The 24,985-nt window shown below is 46.7% G+C and carries 24 protein-coding genes and 3 tRNA genes; 9 read left to right on the top strand and 18 right to left on the bottom strand.

All coding sequences use genetic code 11. The annotated features are described in order from the left end of the window. Window positions 1-3: 3 nt before the first annotated feature. The 7 genes from bfr (W04_RS10725) to W04_RS10695 all read right to left on the bottom strand — a co-directional run bounded on the left by bfr (W04_RS10725) (window position 4) and on the right by W04_RS10695 (window position 5,993). Window positions 4-468 carry a bacterioferritin gene (gene bfr / locus W04_RS10725; RefSeq protein WP_053910818.1) on the bottom strand — a complete coding sequence of 155 codons (465 nt, stop codon included), beginning with the start codon at window positions 466-468 and terminating at the stop codon, window positions 4-6. 2 nt (window positions 469-470) lie between these two features. Further along, on the bottom strand, window positions 471-953 hold the full coding sequence (gene bfr / locus W04_RS10720) for a bacterioferritin (protein ID WP_045978988.1): 483 nt from the start codon (window positions 951-953) through the stop codon (window positions 471-473). Window positions 954-1,177: 224 nt separating this feature from the next. Next, a complete protein-coding gene (locus W04_RS10715; protein WP_053910817.1) occupies window positions 1,178-3,271 on the bottom strand; it encodes a TonB-dependent receptor in 2,094 nt (697 codons plus the stop codon). Between the two features lie 219 nt (window positions 3,272-3,490). Continuing rightward, window positions 3,491-5,314 (bottom strand): EAL domain-containing protein, encoded by a 1,824-nt coding sequence (locus W04_RS10710; protein WP_373432701.1) that lies wholly within the window; start codon window positions 5,312-5,314, stop codon window positions 3,491-3,493. Window positions 5,315-5,717: 403 nt separating this feature from the next. Further along, a tRNA-Asn gene (locus W04_RS10705) sits at window positions 5,718-5,794 on the bottom strand. Window positions 5,795-5,814: 20 nt separating this feature from the next. Next, a tRNA-Asn gene (locus W04_RS10700) sits at window positions 5,815-5,891 on the bottom strand. Window positions 5,892-5,916: 25 nt separating this feature from the next. Further along, a tRNA-Asn gene (locus W04_RS10695) sits at window positions 5,917-5,993 on the bottom strand. 719 nt (window positions 5,994-6,712) lie between these two features. Between W04_RS10695 and W04_RS10690 the strand changes: the two genes are divergently transcribed. The 3 genes from W04_RS10690 (at window position 6,713) to W04_RS10680 (ending at window position 10,947) form a co-directional block, all read left to right on the top strand. Next, window positions 6,713-8,083, top strand: coding sequence for an MATE family efflux transporter (locus W04_RS10690; RefSeq protein ID WP_053910816.1), 1,371 nt, complete (start codon window positions 6,713-6,715; stop codon window positions 8,081-8,083). Between the two features lie 12 nt (window positions 8,084-8,095). Then, window positions 8,096-10,102 (top strand): excinuclease ABC subunit UvrB, encoded by a 2,007-nt coding sequence (gene uvrB / locus W04_RS10685; RefSeq protein WP_022944495.1) that lies wholly within the window; start codon window positions 8,096-8,098, stop codon window positions 10,100-10,102. A 131-nt stretch (window positions 10,103-10,233) separates the two neighbouring features. Further along, window positions 10,234-10,947 (top strand): ABC transporter substrate-binding protein, encoded by a 714-nt coding sequence (locus W04_RS10680; protein WP_197275958.1) that lies wholly within the window; start codon window positions 10,234-10,236, stop codon window positions 10,945-10,947. Here W04_RS10680 and W04_RS10675 read toward each other — a convergent pair whose 3' ends face one another. From W04_RS10675 to queC, 3 genes are all read right to left on the bottom strand, one after another. Beyond that, on the bottom strand, window positions 10,948-12,279 hold the full coding sequence (locus tag W04_RS10675; RefSeq protein ID WP_053910882.1) for a diguanylate cyclase domain-containing protein: 1,332 nt from the start codon (window positions 12,277-12,279) through the stop codon (window positions 10,948-10,950). A 37-nt stretch (window positions 12,280-12,316) separates the two neighbouring features. Continuing rightward, entirely contained in the window at window positions 12,317-12,547 is a 231-nt protein-coding gene (locus W04_RS10670) for a hypothetical protein (RefSeq protein ID WP_022944493.1), read from the bottom strand. A gap of 99 nt (window positions 12,548-12,646) precedes the next feature. After that, window positions 12,647-13,354 (bottom strand): 7-cyano-7-deazaguanine synthase QueC, encoded by a 708-nt coding sequence (gene queC / locus W04_RS10665; RefSeq protein ID WP_268743718.1) that lies wholly within the window; start codon window positions 13,352-13,354, stop codon window positions 12,647-12,649. A gap of 94 nt (window positions 13,355-13,448) precedes the next feature. On the opposite strand from queC, the gene queE reads away from it, so the two are divergent. Next, a complete protein-coding gene (queE, locus tag W04_RS10660; protein ID WP_053910814.1) occupies window positions 13,449-14,114 on the top strand; it encodes a 7-carboxy-7-deazaguanine synthase QueE in 666 nt (221 codons plus the stop codon). A gap of 72 nt (window positions 14,115-14,186) precedes the next feature. On the opposite strand, the gene bcp is transcribed toward queE, so the two are convergent. Next, window positions 14,187-14,663, bottom strand: a complete 477-nt coding sequence (gene bcp / locus W04_RS10655; RefSeq protein WP_022944490.1) for a thioredoxin-dependent thiol peroxidase — start codon at window positions 14,661-14,663, stop codon at window positions 14,187-14,189. Between the two features lie 9 nt (window positions 14,664-14,672). Continuing rightward, window positions 14,673-15,206: a glycine cleavage system protein R gene (locus tag W04_RS10650; RefSeq protein ID WP_045978992.1), complete on the bottom strand. Its 534-nt coding sequence runs from the start codon at window positions 15,204-15,206 to the stop codon at window positions 14,673-14,675. A gap of 344 nt (window positions 15,207-15,550) precedes the next feature. On the opposite strand from W04_RS10650, the gene bamC reads away from it, so the two are divergent. Together bamC and W04_RS10640 are read left to right on the top strand one after the other, a co-directional pair. Beyond that, window positions 15,551-16,609 (top strand): outer membrane protein assembly factor BamC, encoded by a 1,059-nt coding sequence (gene bamC, locus W04_RS10645; RefSeq protein WP_053910813.1) that lies wholly within the window; start codon window positions 15,551-15,553, stop codon window positions 16,607-16,609. Between the two features lie 106 nt (window positions 16,610-16,715). Further along, complete coding sequence (locus tag W04_RS10640) at window positions 16,716-18,080, top strand: YjiH family protein (RefSeq protein ID WP_053910812.1); 1,365 nt, start codon at window positions 16,716-16,718, stop codon at window positions 18,078-18,080. On the opposite strand, the gene W04_RS10635 is transcribed toward W04_RS10640, so the two are convergent. Continuing rightward, on the bottom strand, window positions 18,077-18,265 hold the full coding sequence (locus W04_RS10635; RefSeq protein WP_053910811.1) for a DUF2897 family protein: 189 nt from the start codon (window positions 18,263-18,265) through the stop codon (window positions 18,077-18,079). The two genes, W04_RS10640 and W04_RS10635, sit on opposite strands and share 4 nt — an antisense overlap. A gap of 108 nt (window positions 18,266-18,373) precedes the next feature. Here W04_RS10635 and W04_RS10630 point away from each other — a divergent pair, with 108 nt between their 5' ends. Further along, window positions 18,374-19,711: an ankyrin repeat domain-containing protein gene (locus W04_RS10630; RefSeq protein WP_053910810.1), complete on the top strand. Its 1,338-nt coding sequence runs from the start codon at window positions 18,374-18,376 to the stop codon at window positions 19,709-19,711. 67 nt (window positions 19,712-19,778) lie between these two features. Here the strand turns inward: W04_RS10630 and W04_RS10625 are convergent, their stop codons facing one another. The 5 genes from W04_RS10625 to W04_RS10605 all read right to left on the bottom strand — a co-directional run bounded on the left by W04_RS10625 (window position 19,779) and on the right by W04_RS10605 (window position 23,418). Continuing rightward, entirely contained in the window at window positions 19,779-20,234 is a 456-nt protein-coding gene (locus W04_RS10625) for a DUF2069 domain-containing protein (RefSeq protein WP_045978995.1), read from the bottom strand. Further along, complete coding sequence (gene wrbA, locus W04_RS10620; protein WP_053910809.1) at window positions 20,227-20,778, bottom strand: NAD(P)H:quinone oxidoreductase; 552 nt, start codon at window positions 20,776-20,778, stop codon at window positions 20,227-20,229. Before wrbA ends, W04_RS10625 begins: the two co-directional genes overlap by 8 nt. After that, window positions 20,779-21,126: an arsenate reductase (glutaredoxin) gene (arsC, locus tag W04_RS10615; protein WP_053910881.1), complete on the bottom strand. Its 348-nt coding sequence runs from the start codon at window positions 21,124-21,126 to the stop codon at window positions 20,779-20,781. Between the two features lie 176 nt (window positions 21,127-21,302). After that, window positions 21,303-22,748: a M48 family metalloprotease gene (locus tag W04_RS10610; protein WP_045978996.1), complete on the bottom strand. Its 1,446-nt coding sequence runs from the start codon at window positions 22,746-22,748 to the stop codon at window positions 21,303-21,305. Between the two features lies 1 nt (window position 22,749). After that, on the bottom strand, window positions 22,750-23,418 hold the full coding sequence (locus W04_RS10605) for a hypothetical protein (RefSeq protein ID WP_053910808.1): 669 nt from the start codon (window positions 23,416-23,418) through the stop codon (window positions 22,750-22,752). A gap of 187 nt (window positions 23,419-23,605) precedes the next feature. On the opposite strand from W04_RS10605, the gene W04_RS10600 reads away from it, so the two are divergent. After that, a complete protein-coding gene (locus W04_RS10600) occupies window positions 23,606-23,824 on the top strand; it encodes a sulfurtransferase TusA family protein (RefSeq protein ID WP_053910880.1) in 219 nt (72 codons plus the stop codon). Between the two features lie 4 nt (window positions 23,825-23,828). Continuing rightward, window positions 23,829-24,932, top strand: coding sequence for an AI-2E family transporter (locus W04_RS10595; protein ID WP_022944479.1), 1,104 nt, complete (start codon window positions 23,829-23,831; stop codon window positions 24,930-24,932). The last annotated feature ends 53 nt before the right edge of the window (window positions 24,933-24,985 follow it).

Raw genomic sequence — 24,985 nt, 5'->3', positions numbered from 1 at the left:
GGATCACATCTGCGATTGCAGATAGTTTTCGAGGCCCGTGGCCTTGATTAGATGTTGCTGCGTTTCCAGCCAATCTATTTGCTCTTCCTGCTCATTTTGAATTGCATCTAGCGCCTCACGGCTGATGTAATCTAAACGCTCTTCGGCAAGCTTTACCGCTGCCTGCAAGTCTTTTAATGACTGCAGCTCAAAGTGCATGTTGGCAGCTATCATCTCTTCAACATTTTCACCAATACGCAGGCGCCCTAAATCCTGTAGGTTAGGAAGCCCCTCTAAAAACAGAATGCGCTCGATAAGTCTATCGGCATTTTTCATTTTCTGGATAGACACCTTGTAATCTGCTTTATCTAGCTTGCTAAAACCAAAATCTTTAAACATGCGCGCATGCAAAAAATATTGATTAATGCCTACTAGCTCATTTGCGAGCACTTGGTTTAAGGCTGCAATGACGTCTTTATCACCTTTCATAATTAAGCCTCAGACTCACCCATTTGCGATTGTTGATAATTTTGAATACCGATCTTCTCAATAAGACCCAGTTGCTGTTCAAGCCAATAAACATGGTCCTCTTCGGTATCAAACAAGAGCTTCTCAAGTACTTCGCGAGATTGATAGTCTTGTTCTTCTTCGCAAATTTTGATGGTTTCTTTAACACACTGTACAACCTCAAGCTCAAGCTTAAGGTCGTTGGCCATCATCTCTTTGACGTTGCCACCAACAAGCAGAGCTCGACGTTTAGTTAAATCGGGCACGCCTTCTAAAAATAAAATACGCTTGATAAGCCAGTCAGCGTGTTGCGTCTCCTCGTCGCGCTCGTGCTCTAAACGCTCATAAAGTTTATTTAAACCCCAGTCCTCGTACATGCGCGAATGAATGAAATATTGGTCTATTGCGGCCAGCTCGTTTGCAAGCAGCTTATTGAATGCGTCTATAACTCGTTGTTTACCTTGCATTTGCCATAATCTCCTTAGAAAGATGTAGCCCTAGTGTAGTCGATCTTATGAATAAATCAAATTTTTATATATAAATCATAGGGTTACAATTAAAAAGTATTCGCATTCAAGTTTCGATTAATGCTTGTGAGTGATTCTTTTTTAACCGTAGTGAGGCAAGCAGAATAAAAAAGCCGGTAAACCGGCTTTGCATTGTTGATACATCTGTATTGCTTATTGCCGCCTTAGAATTGGTAATGGATACCGGCGGTGATTGTGGTGCCTAAACCTTTTATATTGTAGCCGCCATAGGTGTAAGCTTGCGCTCTTGCTGGGTAGTAATCGCGGTTTAGAAGGTTTTCGATGCCGAAATAGGCATTGGCGCTTGGATTGAATTGCCAGTTACCGCTGAGGTTGATGACAAAATAATCGTCAATCGGCCCTTGATCGCCAACATACTCGCCAGCATCGTTGGCGGTAAACCGTTTGCGGCTTCCCACGTATAAGGTTGATAACGTGAGCGCGGCATCATCTGTAGCTTGCCATTGTAGGTTCACAGTCGCCTTGGGTGGACTAATTTGTTTGCCTCCGAGATAAATATCTTCAGCCGTGTTTTTGCCTTCAACATAAGAATAGGTGGCAGTGGCTCGCCAAGCAGGGTGAAAACGGTAATCCAATAGCGCTTCATACCCCCAAATCTCCTGTGGAGCACGTACAGGCATGTATACGCCAGTGGCTTCATCAAAACGGTTAGTGGTTCCCAAATCAGAGGTGCTGCGATATAAGGACGCTTCAATTCGCAGGCTATCAAGTACCGACGTAAAGCCCACTTCGTAATTGTCGATAAGTGCGGCTTCAGTGCGGATCAGAGCAATATCATCCACAGTTGCGCTACGCAGCAAGCGGCCAATATCCGAGATATCTGCACCTTGAGAGTAGCTAAAAAACGGACTAAATTGCTCATACGCATTATATTTTAGCCCGACATTGTAGGTGGTGGCTGTGTAATTGAGGGTGTCACCACGCACTTCGAACGCCACAGAGCATTGCTGGGCGTTGCGGCACAGTTTAAGGGTGCGATAGTCATCAACTTCGAGGTCGATGTCCTCATGGCGTACACCGGCTTTGATAACATAGTCATCAAACATCACCCATTTACTTTGAAAAAAGCCGGCAAGGTTGCTCATGTCCATTTCCGGGACCCACTCACGGCCATCAACTAAGGGTTGAGATGTGGTGTCTTGCAGCGCATCAATACCATAAATAAAGGTGGCTTCGGTGTTATCAAAATCTATCAAGGTATTCAACGTGGCGCGCAGGCCCTGTTTCTGCGAGGCAATGATCGACTGACCGCCATCATAACCCTCATCTGGGTTGGCAAGATTTGGAGAGAAGAAAAACACGTTTTCAATATCTTGCGCATATAAGTCTAGCGTCAGTGCGGTGCGCGCGAAGATAGCGTTATCGGTGTACTTAAGCATGGCATTAGTGTTGCCACTTGGGCCTTGGGGACGGCCTTGCTTTTGCTGTGCTGGCGGCACATGAATCGCGTAGGATTTATCGCCAGAATTGACGTTACCAAAGACATCGCCTAAATCTGTTTTTTGTTGCGACTTATAGTAGTTGTAAGTGAAGGCGAGGGCCTTATCTGCATCAAAGTCGTAACCTAATTTGGTGAAGTAATTGTGCGTTTGTACGTCGCTGAGTCCGTATTGCAAGCCGAGAATATCGCCTTCGGCGTCGCGCTGTACGCCATTTTCTTCATAGCTGATTGTCGCTAAATAAGAAAACTTGTCAGCCCTGCCACTGACCGAGCCCTCGATGCGTGCACCTAAGGTTTCATCAGTTTTGACGGCACTGAATCGTGTTGACATATCAAGCTCTGCGCTAAAATCATCAGCCGTTGTCGGCTTTTTGGTAATGTAATTGATCACTCCGCCTGCAGCGCCATTGCCATATACTGAGGTGGCCCCTTTGATGACTTCAATGCGTTCAATAACGCTTGGGTCGAGTGTGCGAATGCCCAAAGAGCCATTACGCAGCGGCGTGGACTGAGGGACACCGTCAATCATCACTAAGGGCGCTCTGCCGCGCAACGTTTGCCCGGTGTTACTTGAGCTATTTGTGCTTGGCGCCATGCCTGGCACCATCATTTGCAACAGGTTTTGTAATTCTGGATTAACCTTAAGCTGGGCCTCAATTTGTTCTCGAGTGATCACCGTCACCGATGCTGGCACTTCATCAATATTTTCTATGACACGGCTACCAGTCACAATAATATGTTCTAAGTTTTCATTGTTATTTTGTTTGGCGATGACGTTGCCACTGAGAGCAAGCATAATTAGAGAAAAGGGAAAGCGCACGTATTGTCCTTGTTGTATAAAATAGAGGGGCGAATGATAATTAATATCACTAATGATAACAAGGTGAAACAGATGTCATCCGACCATATGCATTCAATCGCGCTAACTTATACATTGCGAGCAGAGCAAACTTGCTTTAACACGCGGTGTTGCATATCTGCTCTTAGAGGGGGGAAGTGTAGGAAAGGAGCTGTGTTACAGCTCCCGAGGTTTTTCAATGTAGTAGCCTTGTGCACCATCAAGACAAAGCTGCTCGATAATATGCTTCTCTTCTTGGCTCTCTACGCCTTCAGCGAATACTTTAACGCCGATACGGTGCGCTAAATCAACCATTAATCGCATGAAGTACTGGTTATTCTTATCGTCTTCTAGGCCGCGCGTGTAGCTGGCATCCATTTTGATAAAGTCTGGCTTTAACTCTCGGAAAAATTTAAATGACGTTAGCCCTACGCCAAACTTCTCTACAGTAATACGGGCGCCTGCGCGATGCAGCATGGTAATAAAGCGTTTGCTTGCGCCGATGTTTTGTTGCAGTCCCAGCTCTGAAATCTCAAAGATGAGACGAGCTGCTAATTCGCCTTCTTTCATGAGTCGACGCTCAAGCCAGATCACAAATTTATCGTCATGTGCGCTTGCGGCTGACACGTTGAGCCCAAAATACTGTGCATTGAGGTTTTTACTTTTCATTGCCCGAAAAGCATGTTCGATGATCATCTGATCCAGTTCAACCGATTTTCCTAACTGATCGGCCATCGCCATAAACGAAGAGGTCGGTAAGATATGCTCTTCCTCATCGCGAAATCGCGCCTGAATCTCTGAGTAGGCATTGTTGCTTTTACCTAGCGGCATAATGGCTTGGATCACTAGGGTCACACTTTGCTTATCGAGTAAGTCATTGATCATTTTGCGCCAATTTTGCGACCCTTGATTGCTGCTGGCACTCATATCCTCTTGGCGTTGAATGTGCCAAGCGTTATTTTGTTTGCTCTGGGCAATATTCATCGCCACATCAACATTCGCCAGGAGCTCGCCTAGGGGTTTATTTTGCTCGTAGGAGACGATGCCGGTGTAAGCGACAGAGGTTAGATCATGGATTTTCTGATACTGGTTTAGCTTAGACTGAACATTATTAGCAAAGCGCTCCGCTTCTTTTAGCGGAATATTAGGTAACACCACGGCAAAATCTGAGCTGTTAAGGCGAAATACGCTGCTGCCACGATAACTGCCGACCACGGCGCTGAGCATCTCAGCAATACTGCGAATGTACTCATCGCCTTGCTGATAACCGCTGCGCTGGTTGATGTGCTGCAATTCGGTGCCTCGTACCAAGGCGATACAGCCAAAACAATCACCTTGAACGTGTTCAATGTGACGTTCGTAATACTCCACGAACATGTTGCGGTTACCCAGTTCGGTGACGACGTCTTTATAGGCCTCTTTTTTTATTTCCACTGCCGAGCTGGCAATATTGTCGAGTTGCGAGCCTAAGTATGTTGATAGGCGATTGAGGGCAGGGGAGATTTGACTGGCTAATCGTTGCTTTTGACTATCGTCAGAGAATGCACGGCTGCTGGTATCCGGCACCACGCCATTGCTGACAAATTGGTCGATTATCGCTGAAATCATATCAGCCACATGGCGGCGGTATCCCACGAACGCCGTTTTTAAACTAGCGATAGGCAACAGTGCGAGCAGGGATATGACTAATACAAAATACAGTAACCCAACTTCAAATGTTTTCGCTACATCGTCTAAATCGGCAATAAACTCTATGCGCAGCTCACCATTGCTGCTGACCGCGTACTGGCTGCGGACACTGTTGAACTGAGACTGAGCAACTTGTGAAAGTAGTGCGCTATTCTGACGATGTGTTTTGTTTGCTAATACCTCACCTTCGGCATCTCTTAGCCATAGGTTTTTCAAGTTCATGGTGGCAAACAATTGCTCTGCCATAGCGGGAGCATCGGTGACGGTAATTTGCGGATGGCTATCTAAATACCGCTGCAAGCTTACCTGCATGTGTTCTTGCTTTTCCACACTGTAAGAATGAAAAACCATCACATTAGCGATGATACCGGCACACAATGCCAGTAGCCATAAAGAAAATTGTAAGAGGGTGAACCGTTTCAACTTAGCTTTATCCTTATTATTTAACCAGCTAAACGATAAATCCTAATCGCGACTGAACTTTGGCAAAGAGTCCATTCACATGCGCGAGCGTGCCATGTGAGACGGCGAATTATCACAGCGGCCTAATCTCTACTAGTGTAATTTAACCGTTATTACATACAACCTTGGTGCAATGAGTTGTTATAAATCATTGACTAACAGCGCAATAATATAGCACGGCTTGAGAAAAAACACAGTACAAAGAGTAGTTTACAAAGATGAGTTTGTCTAGAAAGAGGAGATGAGTGAAAATTGGCTCCCCCTCCCCGACTCGAACGGGGGACCTGCGGATTAACAGTCCGTCGCTCTAACCAACTGAGCTAAGGGGGAACAATTTCAAAGGTAAGTAGTGGCTCCCCCTCCCCGACTCGAACGGGGGACCTGCGGATTAACAGTCCGTCGCTCTAACCAACTGAGCTAAGGGGGAACAATTACCTTATTGCTGAAAGATTTGGCTCCCCCTCCCCGACTCGAACGGGGGACCTGCGGATTAACAGTCCGTCGCTCTAACCAACTGAGCTAAGGGGGAAGCGCCTGCCTTTCAACGGGGCGAAATATTAATGACCGCGCCCTAAAGTGTCAACCAATAAAAACTCTAAAAATAAAAAAAGTAGACTGTTCGGCGCTTTTTCACTCAAATTGACTGCTTAGCGCGCAAAATAGGCTCTATTTGGGGCCGCGTTGCGCTTGTCGAAGAGCGATTTCATCAGTAATTACACTGACAAAGGGAAAAAATCGAGCCTGTCAGTAACTTATACTTTCATGGCTCTTGGTGCAAACAGCCCGAAGATGAACGTAAACTCAGTAAAAAACGAGCATATTAGCTTAACCCCTTATAATTAAAGGGGTGGCGTAACTTATCCACGAAATCTGTGGATAAGTCTGTTTATGAATAGGGCAAGGGCAGTAGCTATCGGTATCGACAGAGAGCGAGTAAGATTGCAAGGGGAAAAGGGTAAAAAATATTTTTATTTAAAATCAATGGGTTGTCCATATATTCTCTGGCGTTACTTAAAGAGCGTTTGTTATAATCTGAATTGACAATGTATTCATCTTACTGTGTAAAAAAAAGTCATTTCATCCCTAAAATGTATACATGCTGTAAATAATTTGTTTTTTACATGCTTTTGCACAAACAAGTCAGCCAAATTTAGAAAAAGATCATTTTTTATGCACCATTTAGGCGTAGCGAGGGATGCTTTGATGCTTTAGAATGGGGATTTGGAATTAGCAGCAATAAGCGTCGATATGGCTACAGCCGAAACTCATTCTTCTGATCATGCGCAACCCTCTCAGCTTCTTCACGCTGCCATTGTACCGACTTTAACGAAAATGACTGTGCCGATGATTTTTGGCATGATTTTTCTAATGATGTTTAACCTAGTTGATACATTTTTTATTAGTATGCTAGGTACACAACCTTTAGCGGCAATTAGCTTTACCTTCCCTGTGACATTTACTGTTATTAGCCTCGCTATTGGTTTAGGGATTGGGACTTCAGCGGTGATAGCTAAAGCATTGGGAGCGGGTGAGCAGGCTCAAGCTCGCTTTGATGGCACGGTTGCGCTCATCGTTTCAGCGATACTTGTGCTCTTGTTATCGGTAGCAGGTTATTTCTTTAGCGAGCCGTTGTTTAAGCTTCTTGGGGCCCAAGCACAGTTGCTACCAATCATCGACCAATATATGCATATTTGGTTTCTAGCCAGTGTGCTATTAGTCACGCCCATGATTGGCAATGCTATTTTGCGCGCGAATGGCGATACTAAGACGCCTAGCCTTATCATGGGCGGCTCTGGACTTATCAATGCCATACTTGATCCTGTGTTGATTTTCGGCTGGGGCCCAATTCCGGCGTTAGGTGTCCAAGGCGCGGCCATTGCTAGTGCGGTCTCTTGGGTTGTTGGCGTTATTTTGGTGCTGCATATTCTCATTGTGCGTCGTAAACTACTGAGCAGTCAGTGCCGCAGTCAGAGTTTTTATGGGGCAACACGGAAGATTTTAAAAATAGGCTTTCCTGCGGCGGGTGCAAATATGCTAACGCCTTTAGCGATGGCCGTTATGACTGCTATCGTCGCTACCTTTGGAGCACCCGCAGTGGCTGCGTTCGGTGTCGGCAGCCGGATAGAGTCGATAGCATCATTGGTGGTGTTGGCGTTGTCAATGACATTACCGCCGTTTATCAGCCAAAACTTTGGAGCCGGGAAAATAGAGCGGGTGCGCGAGGCATACCAAAAAACCTTGCAGTTTGTCCTTATTTGGCAATTTCTCATCTACTTATTACTGTTAGCTGTGGGTCATTGGATAGCGCTCGCTTTTGCCAGTGAGAGCCAAGTGCGGGAGTTGATCAGCTTATTTATTTACATTTTACCGCTATCGTATGGCCTGCAAGGCGTTATTATTTTAACTAACTCCTCGTTTAATGCCTTACACAGGCCGATGAATGCACTCGTTTTGAGCGTAATTCGGTTGTTTGTATTTTATGTGCCGATTGCTTATGTCGGCAGTTTAATCGCCGACTTAACCGGTTTATTTATTGGCGCGGCAATGGGTAATCTGTTTACTGCCGTCGTTGCGTACTTATGGTTCACACACGAGCTTAAACGCCACAGCCAACAATAAGGAGTCTTGTTAGTGAAAGATATGTTCGAATTGGTATCAGGTTACTCGCCAAGTGGAGACCAACCTAGCGCCATTGCCCAGTTGGTCGAAGGGCTAGAAGCGGGACTGGCTCACCAAACTTTGCTCGGCGCAACAGGTACCGGCAAGACCTTTACCATGGCTAATATTATGGCTGAGCTTAATCGCCCGACTATTATCATGGCGCACAATAAAACGCTGGCGGCGCAGCTGTATGGCGAAATGAAAGAGTTCTTTCCCAATAATGCAGTGGAATATTTCGTCTCATACTATGACTACTACCAGCCAGAAGCCTATGTAGTTGCAAGCGACACCTTTATCGAAAAAGACGCCTCCATTAACGAGCATATTGAGCAAATGCGGTTGTCGGCCACCAAAGCCTTATTAGAGCGGCGCGATGTGGTGATTGTGGCTTCCGTTTCCGCCATTTACGGTCTTGGCGATCCTGATTCCTACATGAAAATGATGCTGCTATTGAAAGTCGGAGATACCATAGACCAACGTGATATGTTGCGGCGTTTAGCTGAGTTGCAATACACCCGTAATGATATGGACTTCAGCCGGGGCACCTATCGCGTGCGTGGCGAGGTGATTGATATTTTCCCCGCTGAGTCCGATGATATTGCCGTACGCGTCGAGATGTTTGATGATGAAATAGAGCGCTTAAGCTTATTCGATCCGCTCACCGGTCATGTGGAAAAAAACCTTGTGCGCGCCACCATCTACCCAAAAACACATTACGTTACACCCCGTGAGAAAATATTAGCGGCTATTGAGAATATCAAAACCGAACTGAAAAGCCGCCGCCAACGCTTGCTTGATGACAACCGGCTGATTGAAGAGCAGCGAATTGCGCAACGCACCCAGTACGATATTGAAATGATGCAAGAGCTTGGCTATTGCAGTGGCATTGAAAACTACAGCCGTTACTTGTCGGGTCGGGCGCCAGGCGAGCCACCGCCAACCTTACTGGACTATCTCCCGGATGATGCTTTGATGATCATCGATGAGTCTCACGTTACCGTGTCACAAGTGGGGGCTATGTATCGCGGCGACCGCTCGCGCAAAGAAAACCTTGTCGAGTATGGCTTTAGATTGCCCTCGGCAATGGACAATCGACCGCTCAAGTTTGAAGAGTTTGAGGCCATTATGCCCCAGACTATCTATGTATCTGCCACCCCAGGGGATTATGAGCTAGACAAATCCGCAGGCGAAGTTGCTGAACAGGTGATCCGTCCTACTGGCTTGGTCGACCCGCAAATAGAAGTGCGTCCCGTGGCCACTCAGGTGGACGATTTGCTCTCTGAAATATATAAACGTGTCGAAGTGAACGAGCGGGTTTTAGTGACCACCCTAACTAAGCGAATGGCGGAAGACCTCACTGATTATCTTAGCGACCACGATGTGAAGGTGCGCTATTTACACTCTGATATTGATACCGTAGAGCGCATGGAGATCATTCGCGATTTGCGGGCAGGGGTATTTGACGTGCTCGTTGGCATCAACCTGCTGCGAGAGGGGTTAGACATGCCGGAAGTGTCATTGGTCGCTATTTTGGATGCCGATAAAGAGGGCTTTTTACGCTCAGCGCGCTCGCTTATTCAGACCATTGGCCGTGCAGCCCGCCATATTAACGGCCGTGCTATTTTATATGGTGATGTGATCACTCGTTCAATGCGTCAAGCCATGGATGAAACCAACCGCCGTAGAGAAAAACAAATAGCCCATAACGAAGCCCATGGGATCACCCCGCAAGCGCTGAAAAAACGTATTACCGATGTGATGGATACCGGCGAAGAGGTACAAAACAAAGCGGCGCAGGCACGCCTTAAACCGGCATCGAAAAAGGCTGGCACGACAATGGATGCCAGTGAAATAGCTAAAGAAATTAGTCGCCTAGAAGCACAAATGCACGAATTTGCTCGTGATTTAGAATTTGAAAAAGCGGCCAAAGTACGCGACCAAGTGCACGAACTACAGCAGCAGCTTATTCATAGCTAGTGGCCATCGGCTCCTTGCATATTAGTTCGTTGGAGACTATAAACTAAGGATATTATTCCTGCAAAAGCGGTTGGCACACGTTGATTTTAAAAGCGTGTTTTTCACTTCTCGGCTGCGCTGTTATGTGCTGCGTGGCGCCGGTTTTTGCGCAGCCGCAACGCGTTGAAATACTGGTTGATCAAAGCTATCCGCCTTACACTTATGTTCGCCAAGGCACTTTGCAAGGCGATTACGTTGTATTGGTGCAAAGCGCTGCTAAATCCCTTACTGGCTATGAGGTTGTATTAAAGCCAATGCCTTGGAAACGGGCGCTGCAGCAACTTGAGCAAGGCGCTGCGTTTGCGATATTACCGCCCTATAAACATCTTGAAAAGCGTCCCTTTATCGATATGTATTCGCTGCCACTTGAGCAAGAAACAGTGGTCGCACTGTGCCACAACGATACTGATTTACCGTCAGCATTAGCTGGCAAAACGGGCCCAGCGGTTAATATTGGTGTCAACGCTGGGTACTTAATTTTCGACCATGCAGTGCGTGCAGCCCAGCAGCGCGGCGATGTGCGAGTATGGCGCAATGCCAATACCCGCTCAAATTTGTTTAAGCTACTAAAGCAACGAATTGAGTGCTACGTGAATGACCGCCGTTCAAGCGAGTATGAATTAGAACTCATAGTGCAGCGACACCCTGAACTTGCTATAAAGGCGCAGAATTTGACTGTGCAGCATGTGTTAATGACACGCTCAGCCCATATCGGCTATGCGCGGGACGAACGCGGTAACTACCCTTTTAAATATGATTTTATAGTGAAAATGGATGCCGCTTTGGCTGAGCTCATCAACCACTGATTATTTTTGCTGCGCTTTGTCGCTGTACATACGTTGATCTGCTTCGTTTAGCAGAGCTTCAATATCCAGTGTTTGTTCGGTATGGCAACTGTAACCGCAGCTTAGTGAAGGGTAGATAAATAAATCGCCATGGGCGAGGGGAGTACTTTCTATATGGCGGCGCACTTTTTCGACAATTTGTGCGACCGTATCCGGATCATTTATACGATATAAAAGCACTAAAAACTCGTCACCGCCAAGGCGGGCAACCACATCGGCGTCGCGTAGTGCAGTTTCTAGTTCTCGGGCAACATGAACTAGCAGCGCATCCCCCACCGCATGACCAAAGTTATCGTTTACTTGTTTAAACTCATTTAAATCAATACTGATGATGGCAAACTTCTTTTCTTGCTGTGGGTCATTGACCAAAGTATTAAGGCGTTGCATGATATATCGCCGATTTGCCAGCTTGGTTAACTCATCCTGCAAAGACATTGTTTTAGTGAGGTGGTATGCCCGCACCAGTATCGCGACAGAAAAATACAGTATAATGACAGCAGCGATACTGATGGCGCCCAGTAGTTGGGCATTATCATCGTGGTTGCTGAGAATGCTATAGCGGGCCGCAAGTTGCCAGCGGCCATTAGGAAGTTGGATGCTGGCGGTGCTGTCAGGATTACTGAAGATGCTCGCATCGCCATAAAATACCTCGCCCTCGGCACCCGATGCATTCACCCCACGCAAAGCGATATGCAAGTGCTCAGTATCTTTGATACCGACCTGTTTATACAGTGTGGCTAAATCCATAACCACACTGAGAGTGCCCCAATAATGGGCGTTGACGGGGTAGTCATCAAAAAGAGGGAATCGTGCGATGATCGCTTGGCCGCCTTGCACTAGCTCTAAAGGGCCTGCAATGACCACCTTTTTACTTCGTCGCGCTTTAACCACGGTGGCGTATTGCTCAGGACTGGATTTGAAGTTAAAACCAATGGCGCGTTGATTTCCTTCTAATGGGAATACGTGGCTGATGGTGTCATTGGGAGCAAGCCCTAAATTGCGCACCAATTGCGATTGTTCTAGGGTCTTAGCGGCGATGGTATGCCAATTAGCAATGGCCAGCTCAGGGTTTAGGGCGACCACGGTCGCCAAGCTTTCAGCGGCGAATACATCTTTGAAAATGGTGGTTTCTATTTTGTTGCGGACAAGTGCCGTTTGCTCGCGCAGGTGTTGCTCACTCTCTGCTTTTTGTTTTTCATAATATGCCGAAGTGAGTAGGTGAATACCAAAGCCAGCCACGCAAAAATACGCTAGGCTCGCAAAGATATAAAGGTATAAACGCTTGACGCTCATGGTAGCGGCAGCCACAAATAGCACACAACTGGGTGCATTATAGGTTATTTATTTCTTGTTCGACGCTAAATCCCTTATCTGTCACAACTTTTTCTAATATTTGTACACGTTCTTTGAGTTGGGAAAGCTCCTTGCTCATGGTTGTGAGCTGCTCATTTTCGCGGCCAGCACGTGCGTTCAGCGCTTTTTGTTTATTACGAACATCCACCACCATTACCGTGGCGACAATAACAAGGGCGGCTACCACCAACATCAGCGCTATGTACATGAAATAATTCCCTATTAATTTGATCTACTGTTCAGTATAACGGGAAAATTCAGTATGACCACTGACAATTTTACAATCATCAGTGGTCAACAAGCAGGGTTAAGACTCGTAGGGGAGAGGATCCGTTGCGTTATTTTCCGCAAACGCTTCTAAGCGCTCCTGGCAAGCACCGCATTTGCCACAGGCTTGTTCACGGCCGTTGTAGCAGGTCCATGTTTGACTGTAGTCCAAGTCCATGGCCAAGCCGTCACGGAGAATATCAATCTTACTGCTATCTAAGTAGGGGCAGACAATTTCGACTTCGTCATAATTAGCAATACGGCATACGTCATCCATTTTCTTCACAAATTCAGGACGACAATCTGGATAAATGGCATGGTCGCCCGAGTGAGCGCCGTAATAGACTTTATTGGCCTTAAGTGAGACAGCATAACCGACAGCGAGCGACAACAAAATCATATTGCGGTTCGGCACTATCGTGCTTTTCATGCTTTCTTCTTCATAATGGCCTTCGGGAACATCGATGTCGTCGGTCAAAGACGAGCCACCAATCAATTGATTTATGGCAGAAATATCAACGATTTTATGATCCACCCCAAGGCGCTCACAGACTGCTTTTGCAACCTCAAGCTCTTTAACATGGCGCTGACCATAGTTAAAGGAGAGCGCATACACTTCGTGCCCCTGCATGCGTGCCTTATTAAGCACAGTGAATGAGTCCATGCCGCCGGAATAAATAACTACAACTTTTTCTGCCATGGTGCCTTCTAGCCTTTTATCATAGAGGTTTGCATTCGGGCGCGGTATACTACAGGGTTTGAGAGTGGATCACAATTATTCCCGAATACGGGGGCTGTAAATGTCACACGCTAATGTAAAGTATGAGCAGTAGGTAAGTTTTTTGTACCAAATTAATGAGATTTTTGAAACCATCCAAGGGGAAGCCAGTTACACTGGTACACCGTCTATTTTTGTGCGTTTGCAAGGGTGTCCTGTAGGGTGCGCGTGGTGTGATACCAAACAGACATGGGATGCAAGTGATAGCTACGTTGTAAGCCTTGAACAAACAGTGGAGAAAAAAGCAGATTCTCAACATTGGGCTCATGCCAGCGCCGAAGACGTACTGGTGTTATTTCAACAGCGCGGTTATCTTGCCAAACATGTGGTGATCACCGGCGGCGAACCTTGCTTATTTGATTTAAACCCGCTGTGTGAGCTATTGCATGAACATGGGTATTCCACGCAAATAGAAACTAGCGGTACCTTTGCCATAAAGGCTCCGGCGCAAACTTGGGTGACAGTGTCGCCGAAAATTAATATGCGTGGTGGGTACGATGTGCTGGCCAGCGCCATGCAACGCGCCGATGAAATTAAGCACCCAGTAGCGATGCAAAAACACGTGGATGAGCTTGAGGCCCTATTTGCGCAAACAGGTGTGACACCTAAGCTTGTGTACCTACAGCCCATTAGCCAAAAAGCGAAAGCTACCAAGCTGGCAATTGATACCTGCATTCAGAAAAACTGGCGTTTATCAGTACAAGTCCATAAATATATTGGTATTAATTAACTTCGCTCACGAGCATAGCGCTGCAGCATACTGAGGTTATCAAAAAGCCCACATACCGTGGGCTTTTTTGCGTTATGCATTATGCTCTTGCAAATAATCGAGCACCACTTGGTGGTGTTCTTTAGTTTTAAACTTGTTGAATACGTGTTTGATATTGCCATCTTGGCCAATAAGGAAGCTGATACGATGGATGCCGTCGTATTCTTTGCCCATAAACTTTTTCAAGCCCCACACCCCGAAATCCTCGGCAACTTTGTGGTCTTCATCGCTGAGCAACTGGAAGTTTAGCTCTTTTTTAGTTTCAAAGTTTTTCAGCTTTTTGACCGGATCAGGGCTGATCCCTACAGCAACCGTATTGTGCTCGCTAAGAGCCGCTTTGTGATCGCGCAATTGTTCGGCTTGCACAGTACACCCAGGAGTAAGCGCTTTAGGGTAAAAATAAACTAACACCTGATGCTCTTTTAGGAGTGCTTCTAAGCTGACAGGGTTGCCGTCTTGGTCTTGAAGGTTGAAAAGAGGGGCTTTATCGCCTGCTTGTAAGGTATTCATAGTGATTCCTTATCTTATTCGTCTGAAAATGTAATCAATTTCAAGGCGTTGCGATAACGCCTCAAATGATACTTTAAACGCGTCTATATCTAATTCTTGCGGTACGTTAAATTCAAGCTCGCAGCGCATGTATGCCTGTTCTTCTTTATCGAAGGTGTCTGATTTTAATGAACAGATGCTAATACCGTACTCGGCAAAGTAGCCTGTTACTTGGCTCAGCGTACCGGGGGTGTCAACGCCGTGATATTCGAGGTTATAGCCGCCACCATATTGCTCTGCATTATGACTTGAAGTGCGCTTCATCATTGTTAATAAGCCCAGCTCCATGCCTGTGGCTGGCAGGGTATGCTCTACGCGACTGATGGCCGCCATGTCGCCGCACAGCAACATAATGAAAGTAAGCTCATTGCCTAAAATAGCGATTCGGCTATCGGTGATATTACAGTTACAGTCACTGACTAATTGCGTTAGTGCGCTGACTACACCGGGTTGATCTTCACCTATGGCGGTGATCACTAGTTGTTGTTTGGCTAATTCAGCCATGTTGTTCGACCCTTGCTAAGAGAAAACGAAAACCTTTAGATGGCCGCGCAGTTTAGCACAACCAGCGGTGTTACGCGCAACTTTTAGCCGTGACCGAGTTTATTCGCATTTGCACGGCGTCTTTCTTGTTTTTACAGCAATGTAAAAGTACCATAGTGAAAATTTTTGCCATACCGCTGATTTAGATGAGCGGTGGCGAGTGTCGATACTCTGCTTAATACCGCTTGCAATGGTCAATGGATCAGTTGTAAGTGCACCAAGTTTTAACCTGACACTGAACCAATTACGTCTCACCGACTCAAAGTCCGTAGAATAAAAAAAGGTGAGCATAGGAGATAGACAACGTGCAGTATTGGATCCCTAAAGCATTGATGTTAAGTGCCTTAGTCAGTTTAAGCGGATGCGGTATTTTTACCAGCGAAGCACATCATCCCCGGAATTACCGTACCAATGAACCGGTGGTGGCCCCTGAAGGGCTTGATGCACCGCGCCAAGACCCGACCTATAAGATGGATGTTGCCCGTTACGATAATAGCGAACAAGCCAAAGCAACAAAGCCGCCGATGCAAATAATGCCGCTTGCTGAGGGCAGTTGGCTGGATGAAAACGAGAAGTTGGCCCGTGTATATTTTGATAAAAACGAAGGCATCGAAGATCTTGATGAATTTATTTGGCACGCAATTGAAGGCGTTTTATCTGACTACAACACGCAAGCAGTGAGTGCTGATAAGTTAATCGGTACCGTGGAAACCGATTGGTTTTCAATCGTGCGAGTTGAAGAAGGCTGGTTATGGGATGACGAGATAGTCGCTGAGCAGCGTTACAAGTTCATCATCGAAGAGAAAGACCATCAGCGCACTGCTGCTTTGCGCGCAGAAATGGTGGACTATCGCTCAGACGATGTGCCTTTGACGCCACTATTACAGCAGCGTCTTGAAACCCGTGCGCTCAACGCGGTCATTTCGGAGTTTGATTATCGCTATCGCCAATTAAAAGTAGAGCTGCGCCAGCGCCAAGGGATCATTTCTCTGGATATGGGTTTTGACAACAAAGGCAATGCGGCACTGGTCACAGAGCAAGCTTACAATGTTGTGTTTGAACGCTTTGCAGGTTTCTTGGAGCGGTTGCAATTCACCATTGTCGAGGTGGACGTAGACTCAGGGCGAATCATTGCAGATTACACCAAGCCAGAAGCCAGCGTTTGGGACTCTATCTGGGGCGAGGAAGCCATGCAGCTACCGCTTGAAGATGGGCAATATCAAATTTTGATGAGTACTACGCGCGAGGGTGGTACCAGCATTACCTGGATGGATAAAGAGGGTGAAGTGTTGCAACCCGGCACCATGAACGACTTGCAACAAGCGTTGGTGCAAGCGCTGCGAACCCGAGGCATTCAAATATAACGCCTGATAAGCAGGCCATGAAGGAAAAGAGTGTCGTGCTCTTTTCCTTTTTTCATGTATAGAGCCCCGTAAATGGGCTAATAATAACAATGAACAAGTAACGATTATGACAACAAGCCAACCCCGTTCAATGGCCAGCACTTTGCTGACCTTCATTATCCCCTCCTTGATAGGGGTATTTTTGTTTATGGTGCCTATTCCTTGGGATGGGGAGATAAAAATCACTGTGGCAATCTTGGCTGATATGCTGCGTGTGTGGTTAGCGCCAATAGCCAGTACCTTATTGCTAATAATTATCTGTGGAACCGGGTTGCTCTCTTTACTTATGAGTACCGTGCAACCTCGGTCGTTGTTTGATAACACATTAATCCGGCATCTGTTTGTTGTCACGCCCGTGTGGCTGGTGGTACGCCTTCTGGGCATGGTGTTTATTGTGATGACCTATTTTGAATTAGGTCCAGTGGCGATTCATTCCGAGAACACCGGCGCATTTGTTATGAATGAGCTGCTACCGCTATTGCTTACGGTGTTTATCTTGGCCGGTTTTTTGTTGCCGTTGCTACTTAATTTTGGGTTATTAGAATTGGTAGGCACGCTGTTTACGAAAATTATGCAGCCGCTCTTTGGCGTGCCGGGGCGCAGCGCGGTAAACTGTGCGGCATCTTGGTTAGGGGATGGCAGTGTCGGTATTTTGATGACTGCGCGCCAATACGAGGACAAGCATTACACCCAGCGTGAGGCAGCCATTATCGGCACTACGTTCTCAGCAGTGTCGATTACCTTCTGTTTTGTGGTGATTGGGCAGGTACGATTAGAGCACTTATTTGCACCGTTTTACCTGACGGTATGTGTCGCTGGTGTGGTATGCGCGCTCATTCTCCCACGTATTCCACCACTGAGCTTGAAAAAGAACACCTACGTGGACGGCAGTACTCAAAATCAAGATGATGAGTCGCACTCGGCGCAGAAAAACCTTTGGCGTCAGTCTTTGGATATGGCCTTGCACAAGGCGCGCCATGCCAAAGGGGTTAAGGGCACGGTACAAGAAGGTGTGCACAACGCATTAGACATGGCTTTTGCCGTGTTGCCTGTGGTGATGGCGGTGGGTACGTTTGCTTTGATCATTTCTGAATATACCCCAGTTTTTACGTGGCTAGGTAAGCCTTTTATTCCTTACCTCGAGTTATTGGGGATCCCCGAGGCCGTCAAAGCATCGGAAACCATCGTTGTTGGCTTTGCAGATATGTTTATACCGTCGATTCTAGCGGCTTCGAATATTGACAGTGAAGTGACGCGTTTTATCATAGCCGCCATGAGTGTCACGCAGCTGATTTACATGTCAGAGGTGGGGGCCTTACTATTGGGTAGTAAAATACCGGTGAATATAGTTGAGCTATTTATTATTTTTATATTGCGAACGCTGATCACCTTACCGGTGATCACGCTAATGGCAAACTGGCTAGTGGCTTAGTCTTTGTCGCGGTGCTCATCTTGGGCACTGCGTTGCTTTTCTTTCAGGCGCTGTCTCGCTTTCTCAACAGGGTCTTGATTTAGGCGTTTCATATCCAGTTTGGCGGAGTATTTGAGCAGCGCTATGTTGCTCCCGACGAAGCCAAAAACGGCGACGATAATTAGAATAACTTGCCAAGTTTGCATTGCACTGTTCGCTCATGTATTAAGTGAAGGGTAAGGCTGTGCCCTTTATAACTGACACCACCGTTGCCATGCAACATTAACAAACATTTAGTGGAGTTTTCCCAAGCAATGGAAAAGGTACTAATTTGGCCTGAACACTATCCGTTATTACTCAAGGGGCTTATTGAGCAAAACGGCGCATTTATTTTAGACGCCCTTGAGGCGTGGCCGGCGTGTAGTACTAAAATCGAAGATAATGTCAGCACCACGGTGTTACCGCCTATTTATTACCTGGTATGGTTGGCGCCAAGAGACCCTTTTGACGAGTGTACTTTCCAGCATATCAGTGACTTTGATGAGCAGGCCCATCAATATATTAACGCCGCGCGAGAGTATTTTCTAAATAATGAATACACCAACGAGCAAATAAGCGAGTTTTTGCTTGAACGTTTGAGCCAATATGCCGATGTAAATGCCCAGTTAGCGCTAGAGTCGCCGATGTCATTGGCGCAATTGTTATTTGAACAGCGCTATTTTTCGCTGTTGGAGCAGTTGCTGGCTCGCGGCGCGCTGCTCTCCAGTGCGGATATTATGCTGGTCTGGCAGGAAGTAGACTTTCGAGCCAAGTTCTCTGCGTTTTTACCACAGTGTGCAGCGGATAAAGACACCGTGCTCGATGCCGCCAAAGCCGAATTGGTGCAAGGTAAAGACTTCTTCACCTTACTGCAGCACCTATCGACCGACGATAATTTGCAGCATCTGCTCGAGCAAGCGCTATTGGCACACTTACAAAGTGAGCATGCTAAACAAAGCTTGGCTATGCGCTTTGTTGAGCAAGGTGCGAAAGGCAGCGAATATAACGAGCAAGGACAAAGCGCATTGATGCTGGCCGCTGAGAAAGGCTTTGTGGCGGTGCTTGAAGCTATCCTCGGCGATGCCTCGATGGATGCCAAAGATGAGCATGGCAATACTGCTTTGCACTATGCTGTAGCAGCCGATAACAGCGCCTGTTTGAAGTTGTTGTTGCGCGCTGGGGCTAACTTTCACGCTAAAAATAACGCTGGGCTCAGTTGTTATCGTTACGCCGTAGAGCGCAACCGCAAAGAGCTGGTGCGCCTAATGGAGCGTGAATTTGGAATTAAAGAGCTCTCACCACAGGGGCAGTACATGCGTGTTGCCAAGGTGCATGTATTGCATGCTTTAGTGGTGATGTTGCTACCGTTGCAGCTGTTTTTCTTTTTTGATGAGAGCATTGAGCATAAAAGCGAGCTCACCATCGCGTTGACGATGTTTTCCATGGTGGCGATATTTTTTGCTATCAGCTTAAAGCGCTGTGCGTTGTATCCACAGCTAAAACACCCCTTTGGTTTAGGGGTTATTCGCATAGGCTCGGTATTATCCTTGGTGGCCCAATTAGGTCTGTTATCGGTCGTTGCGTTGGCGTTTTTAAGTCAGCTGGCGGGGTAGAGGCACTTTTAGGTCGTTCTTATGCAAACATGCCAAAGCGCAGTGCTCTGGCCTGTTTGCGAGCTTACTAACTATCTTTGTGGTGGTTTTGGCGATGATATTCTTGTGCCGCCTTCTCCTGGGCTAGATCATCTTTAAGCTTACCTACTTTTAGTCCCAATTCTTGACCGCGATGGCGGGCATAGTAAGTACAACCTACAAACATCATGCTTGAGAGTATTAACTCAAGAATGACCCAAAGGCGCTCGTCGGGGCTGACCCACAACAAGGTAAAACCATGAATAAAATAAATCATGACCACAAAGTTGGCCCAAGCATAGGTGTAAGGTTTGTCCTGAATAATGCCTTTCAATGGCAGTAACAATGGCAGAATATACAAACCAAACGTAAATGCCAGTGAATAGTCAGTGCGTGGTACCAAGACAAACATCCACAGCGGCATTAGAATTAGCAGGCCAATGTAGCCGGTCAACGCCAAAAGTTGGTAGCGTTTAGTGATCGGTTTTTTTGCAATATCAGTCATTAAGCTTTCTCGTTAATGTTGCTAAGCGCTTGCCCAGAGCTTGGCATATCTGTTTTTCATCGTTGCTCAATTGAGCGTTATTGTGCGCCCCAGATACATGGCTTGCGCCGTAAGGCGCGCCCCCTGAGGTGGTGCTACTCAATGCCGGGACGTCATAAGGCACCCCCACCAGTAACATGCCATGGTGCAGTAGCGGCGTGGCCAAGTTAAGCAAAGTCGCCTCATTGCCTCCATGCATGCTACTTGAAGAAGTAAACACACAGGCTGGCTTATCAATGAGTTCGCCTTTAAGCCACATCTCGCTGGTTTGCTCCCACATCGCTTTTGCTTGCGAGGCCATCATGCCAAAGCGAGTCGGCGTGCCAAAAGCCAACGCAGAACATTGGCTCAGTTCGACTAAGTCTACTTGAGGGTGCGCTCCATCCTCACTGACGCAGCGTATCAGCGTATCAACGCCTTGTGCTTCAATGCTGTCGGCAAGTTCCTCGGCCAATGCGCGAACACTGCCACCTCGAGAATGGTACAGCACTAAAATAGGTGCCATTTACAGCAGCTCCAAGACATTTTCAGGAGGACGTCCAAGAACGGCTTTATTGCCATTTACAACAATAGGACGTTCGATAAGCTTTGGATTGTGATGCATGGCATTTAACAGCGCCTGTTCGTCATGCTGGTTTTTAAAATCAAGCTCTTTGTACGTGTCTTCTTTGGTACGCATTAATTCGCGGGCAGAGCTAAAGCCTAATTGTTGTACTAGTGTGTTTAGTTGCTCTACGCTGGGGGTATCGTCTAAATACTTGATGACTTCTGGCTCTACGCCTTTTTCTTCGATTAGGGCCAAAGTTTGGCGTGATTTAGAACAACGTGGATTGTGATAAATAACGATAGACATAGCTTCCTCTTGCGGATGTTTTGCCCTTGATTGCTGTGAGCTGGCCACAACCATATTGGCCTTGGCAGTGCAGGCGGGCCGATAAATTTATATCTATAGTGTAAAAGATACGTGCGCCCGTTGATAGAGGCGCACACCTTGTTGCTTCAATTTGCGCCACCGAGGTGGCATATGCGTTATAAACGAGCGAGCTCTTTTTGCATTTGCCGGTATTGTGCTAACAATGCCTTCAGCCGCTTATGTTTAATCGCTTCATTTGGTTCAATATGATTTAGGGCTTTTTGAACTTCATCAGCGGCTTTCATATACGCCCCCACTTGAGCCATTAAATCAGCATTGGCCTCATGGTAGGCTGCTTTGTCATCTTGGCGTCGATAGGTAGTGGTAAGCAGCTGCTTAGCCAAAAAGTGGTCTGGTTTTTCCAAGGTAAAACTACGCAGCAGTTCAGTGGCCAGCGCATAGTCCTCGGCTTCAATTGCAGCGTGGGCGTAGTTTAAGGTTATAACTTGGTTGTTTGGCCGCAATTGATGAAACGGGCGCAAATGCTCAAGGGCTTTGTCTGGTTCGCCCTTGCCAACATAGTAATCGGTTAGCGTATCCAAATAAAAAAGATTACTCGGGGCGCGTTCCAACAAGGGGGCGAGGTATTGCCATGCTTGGTCGAACTTTTTCTGGTCGATTAAGGTCAGCGCCAGTCCGTAATGCAATGCTGACTTGTCACCATAGGCGTTCTCCCGCAGTAGTTTATTAAACTGCTCTTGTGCTTGTTGTGAGTCATAACCGTAGCGGGCCAGAATACGGCTTTTCGCAAGGTAGAACTCTAAGCTTTGGCCATATTGACGCTTTTCATATTGTTGTGCACGCAAGCGGACATCACTGATCCGGCTTTGTGGTAATGGGTGGGTAAGAATAAATACCGGCGGTTTTTGGCGGTAACGAATTTGCGCGGCCAGTTTTGTTAAAAACTCGCCAGAAGCATGAGGGTCAAATCCAGCTTCGTATAAGGTGCGCATGCCGATTCGATCGGCCTCTTGTTCAGCCCCTCGGCTGTGGCTAAGCTGGCTCAGTGCGCTTTGTGTTTGGGTTCCAGAAATAATGGCCATGCCGGCATCGGGGGCAACAACGGTCGCTAGTATACCGGCAATCAGCCCGGCAATAGTGACCCCAGAGTTATCTTTTTGCTGTTGTAAACGCCTTGCCAGGTGACGCTGAGTCACGTGCGCAATTTCATGCCCCAGTACAGACGCCAATTGACTCTCGTTATCTGCTTGAGCGATTAGCCCGGTATGGACGCCAACGTGACCGCCGTAGAAAGCAAATGCGTTAATATCTTTGTTATTTATCCAGAAAAAAGAAAATGGAAAACGCACATCGTCGGCGTGGGAGACAAGCTTATTGCCAAGCGTAGTGAGGTACTCATCAAGCACGGGATCGTCGATGACCGGCGATGAACCGCGAATTTGCATCATCATCACATCGCCAATAGCCCGCTCTTTTTCAATGGGCAGTACCTGCAAAGCCGAGGTGCCTAAATCTGGCAACTCAAAGGTATTTTGTGCCTTTACTGGCATAAACGTTGTGCTCAATAAAGCACAGGACAACAAGATACGTTTAAAAGGCATATTATTCCTTGTGGTTATAATCATCTGGCTCCATCAACCTAGCCAGTGCGAACTCACTACCGCCAGTGTTGTGGTGCTTTTCGCACATTTTGTAGAACTCTTTTATTGAGACTCCGTTGTAGGCTTGAACGTTCAATTCGCGACGTAACAATTCAACCGTGTCATGCACGACTTTATGGGCATGAATGATCAGAGCTTTATCGGCTTCATCACCATTATCAAAGAAGAACGCGATGAATTTGTGCAACTGGCCGATGCGGATCACATGCTCCATGGTCGCCGGATCCCATACATCGAATTCCATTTTGGCATTATCACGCACGTAATGACGAATTTTTTCGTCGCCAGCATAAGCATAAGCACTGAGCTCAAAGCCTCGCTCGGTAAAGCTTTGATGTAAACCGATACGCGGCTTGTTATCGCAGTGGATAATGCCATTATGATCTTCCTGCCCACCGAGTGTCTTCAGGTTCCAATTTCGTTTATCGAGTAAGCGCTTGATAGCTGTATCAAACCCGTGCTCTAGCAGGTTTTCAGATTCACTGAGACTTTGTGACACCATATGGTAAAAAGGCGGCAGTTCACCCCAGTTAAGCTGTTTTTTATACCAATTGATTTCCTTTAAGGTCGGATTGGCAGGCAGCCTAGCTTTGTTATGCGACGTCGCCATGACACGCTTCCTTCATTTTCGCCTTATAGTATTAAGCATAAACGAATGTCGTAAACCTTTTAAGCTTTTTTACGGTATGATTAAGGAATCGGTATCATCGACTAACTATTTCTTTTTACGCTTAATCTCAGCGACATATTAGCATCGATAACAAGTGTTAAGCGCCAAGCAAGGTAATGTGAATATAATGGTGGAAGTTGATTTACGGTCGTTACGGTGTCCGCAGCAGTTTGTGCAATTTAAGCTCGCGCTAAAGCGTGCTCAGGGTGACCATCGTCGTTTATTATTATTGTTGAATACCAACACTCAAGAATTTACCGATATAGAACGGTACTTGAAAAACCAAGGGCTGAGCTATGCGTTGCAGCGGCAACCATCGTTTTACCGCCTCATAGTGGAGATTTAAATTCGTGTTCGAATACGTGCGTTCGTGGTATCAAAGAAAGTTCTCTGACCCTCACTCTGTCACCTTACTGCTGCTGCTCGTTGCAGCGTTTGCCATTCTCTACTTCTTCGGTAACTTGTTGATGCCTGCGTTAGTCGCAGTGGTGGTGGCATACCTTTTAGACTGGCCAGTGGCTCGCTTGCAGCGCTTGGGTCTATCACGACTCTTGGCCACCGTGGTGGTGATGGCCTTATTTTGCTCGTTAGTTATTGGCAGCTTATTTGGGATTGGGCCCGTGCTGTGGCAACAAACCAGTAATCTAGTACAAGAGGCGCCAACCATGCTTGAGCAAGGAAAACATTATTTGTTGCACTTGCCCATAGACTACCCAACTCTCATTTCGCCCGAACAGGTCCGTTCGGTGGTCAGCAGTGTAGAGTCAAAAGCGGTGGAGCTTGGGCAAACCTTGGTGTCATTTTCTTTAACCTCACTTAAAGATGTGGCCGCATGGCTGATTTATTTGATACTAGTGCCACTACTGATATTTTTCATGCTCAAGGATAAGGCGCAGCTGGTCCAAAGCATGAGTTCGCTGCTGCCCAAACAACGCCGTTTAATCCATCAGGTGTGGATAGAAATGAACCAGCAAATTATGAACTATATCCGAGGTAAAGTGTTTGAGATTGTGATTGTTGGTGGTGTGTCGTTTGTGGTGTTTACCATTTTCGACCTACGGTACGCGGCGCTGCTGGGTGTGTTAGTGGGCTTTTCAGTCCTTATTCCCTTTATTGGTGCGGCGTTGGTGACTATTCCAGTGGCTGCTGTCGCGTTGTTTCAGTTTGGACTCGGTAGCGAGTTTTGGTCAGTGCTCGTGGCTTACGGCATTATTCAAGCACTTGATGGCAACGTGCTGGTGCCCTTACTTTTTTCAGAAGCAGTGGACTTGAATCCGGTCTTTATTATCGTTGCGGTGCTGTTTTTTGGTGGCCTATGGGGCTTTTGGGGGGTCTTTTTCGCAATCCCACTGGCGTCACTGGTACGTGCGCTTATTAATGCGTGGTCTAGCAGTGCTGATGAACCCCATCAAAGCATGCCCAAAGCGTTAGTCGAGGAAATGAACAACGATTAAAAACATCGATAGATTGCTGCTTCTATGCAGCAATCTATTTTTACTCTTAACAA

Source organism: Pseudoalteromonas sp. SW0106-04 (assembly GCF_001293805.1).
Taxonomy (GTDB): Bacteria; Pseudomonadota; Gammaproteobacteria; order Enterobacterales; family Alteromonadaceae; genus Pseudoalteromonas; species Pseudoalteromonas ruthenica.
The sequence above is the reverse complement of the archived record's forward strand: the minus strand, read 5'-3'. Positions and strand labels throughout refer to the sequence as shown.

Bases quoted from the DNA above. Each gene is read 5' to 3' on its own strand.
- bfr (WP_053910818.1), bottom strand. From the start codon at position 468: ATGAAAGGTGATAAAGACGTCATTGCAGCCTTAAACCAAGTGCTCGCA.
- bfr (WP_045978988.1), bottom strand. From the start codon at position 953: ATGCAAGGTAAACAACGAGTTATAGACGCATTCAATAAGCTGCTTGCA.
- W04_RS10715 (WP_053910817.1), bottom strand. From the start codon at position 3,271: ATGCTTGCTCTCAGTGGCAACGTCATCGCCAAACAAAATAACAATGAA.
- W04_RS10710 (WP_373432701.1), bottom strand. From the start codon at position 5,314: ATGCAGGTAAGCTTGCAGCGGTATTTAGATAGCCATCCGCAAATTACC.
- W04_RS10690 (WP_053910816.1), top strand. From the start codon at position 6,713: ATGGCTACAGCCGAAACTCATTCTTCTGATCATGCGCAACCCTCTCAG.
- W04_RS10675 (WP_053910882.1), bottom strand. From the start codon at position 12,279: ATGAGCGTCAAGCGTTTATACCTTTATATCTTTGCGAGCCTAGCGTAT.
- W04_RS10670 (WP_022944493.1), bottom strand. From the start codon at position 12,547: ATGTACATAGCGCTGATGTTGGTGGTAGCCGCCCTTGTTATTGTCGCC.
- bcp (WP_022944490.1), bottom strand. From the start codon at position 14,663: ATGAATACCTTACAAGCAGGCGATAAAGCCCCTCTTTTCAACCTTCAA.
- W04_RS10650 (WP_045978992.1), bottom strand. From the start codon at position 15,206: ATGGCTGAATTAGCCAAACAACAACTAGTGATCACCGCCATAGGTGAA.
- W04_RS10640 (WP_053910812.1), top strand. From the start codon at position 16,716: ATGACAACAAGCCAACCCCGTTCAATGGCCAGCACTTTGCTGACCTTC.
- W04_RS10635 (WP_053910811.1), bottom strand. From the start codon at position 18,265: ATGCAAACTTGGCAAGTTATTCTAATTATCGTCGCCGTTTTTGGCTTC.
- W04_RS10630 (WP_053910810.1), top strand. From the start codon at position 18,374: ATGGAAAAGGTACTAATTTGGCCTGAACACTATCCGTTATTACTCAAG.
- W04_RS10625 (WP_045978995.1), bottom strand. From the start codon at position 20,234: ATGACTGATATTGCAAAAAAACCGATCACTAAACGCTACCAACTTTTG.
- wrbA (WP_053910809.1), bottom strand. From the start codon at position 20,778: ATGGCACCTATTTTAGTGCTGTACCATTCTCGAGGTGGCAGTGTTCGC.
- arsC (WP_053910881.1), bottom strand. From the start codon at position 21,126: ATGTCTATCGTTATTTATCACAATCCACGTTGTTCTAAATCACGCCAA.
- W04_RS10610 (WP_045978996.1), bottom strand. From the start codon at position 22,748: ATGCCTTTTAAACGTATCTTGTTGTCCTGTGCTTTATTGAGCACAACG.
- W04_RS10605 (WP_053910808.1), bottom strand. From the start codon at position 23,418: ATGGCGACGTCGCATAACAAAGCTAGGCTGCCTGCCAATCCGACCTTA.
- W04_RS10600 (WP_053910880.1), top strand. From the start codon at position 23,606: ATGGTGGAAGTTGATTTACGGTCGTTACGGTGTCCGCAGCAGTTTGTG.